Source organism: Streptomyces sp. SID4985 (assembly GCF_009863025.1).
GTDB lineage: Bacteria > Actinomycetota > Actinomycetes > Streptomycetales > Streptomycetaceae > Streptomyces.
Map to the genome: position 1 here is coordinate 1 of NZ_WWIR01000362.1, position 1286 is coordinate 1286.

Genomic DNA, 1286 nt, shown 5'->3' on the forward strand with positions numbered 1-1286 from the left:
CGCTGCCGCTGACGCCGAACGGGAAGCTGGACCGGGGGGCGCTCCCCTCGCCCGAGCCGGTCACCGCGGCGACGGGCCGCGCGCCGCGTACACCGCGCGAGCGGCTCCTGTGCGAGCTGTTCGCCGAGGTGCTGGACGTGCCCCGGGTCGGGGCCGACGACAACTTCTTCGACCTGGGCGGCCACTCCCTGCTCGCCACCCGGCTGGTCGCACGGATTCGCTCGGTCCTCGGCGTGGAGCTGGCCCTGCGCGCGCTCTTCCAGGCGCCCACCGCGGCGGACCTGGCCCAGGCGCTGGACGAGGCCGGTCACGTCCGCCCGGCGCTGACAGCGCACACGCGGCCGGAGACGGTACCGCTGTCCTACGCTCAGCGGCGGCTCTGGTTCCTGCACCGCATGGACGGCACCGCCGCGACGTATCACATCCCGCTGGCCCTCCGGCTGACCGGGACGCTCGACGCGGCGGCACTGGACGAGGCACTCGCCGACGTGGTGGCCCGGCACGAGAGCCTGCGGACGGTGTTCCCGGAGGTCGACGGCGTACCGTGCCAACGCGTCCTGGACCCGGGCGCGGCCCGGCCCCCGGTGCCGTCGACCGAGGCGTCGGAGAGCGAACTGCCCGGTCTGCTGGCCGAGTTCGCCCGGCAGCCCTTCGACCTGGCGGCGGAACCGCCGCTGCGGGCCCGGCTCTTCACGCTCGCGCCGCAGGAGCACGTGCTGCTGCTGGTGATGCACCACATCGCGGGTGACGGCTGGTCCACCGGCCCGCTGGCCCGCGACCTGGCCGAGGCGTACGCCGCACGGTCCCAGGGTCGCGCGCCGAGTTGGCCGGCCCTGCCGGTGCAGTACGCCGATTACACGCTCTGGCAGCGCGACCTGCTCGGCGACGCCGATGACGCGGAGAGCCGGTTCGCCGAACAACTCGGCTACTGGAAGCAGCAGCTGGACGACCTGCCGGAGCTGCTGCAACTGCCCGCCGACCGGCCGCGGCCTGCCGTGGCCCGCTGGCACGGGGACCAGATCGGCCTGGAACTCTCCGCCGAACTGCACGCGTCGTTGGCCGAGTTGGCCCGGCGTACCGGCACCAGTCTGTTCATGGTGCTCCAGGCCGCCCTCGCCGCCCTCTACACCCGACTGGGCGCGGGAACCGACATCCCCATCGGCAGCCCCATCGCAGGACGCACCGACGAAGCCCTCGACGACCTGGTCGGCTTCTTCGTCAACACACTCGTCCTGCGCACCGACACCAGCGGCGACCCCACCTTCACCCAACTCCTCGAACGCGTA

The 1286-nt window shown here is 73.4% G+C and carries 1 protein-coding gene; it reads left to right on the forward strand.

The genetic code is table 11. The features are described 5' to 3' along the window. On the forward strand, positions 1 to 1286 hold a 1286-nt coding region (locus GTW40_RS15285), incomplete at both ends, for a condensation domain-containing protein (protein ID WP_237525526.1).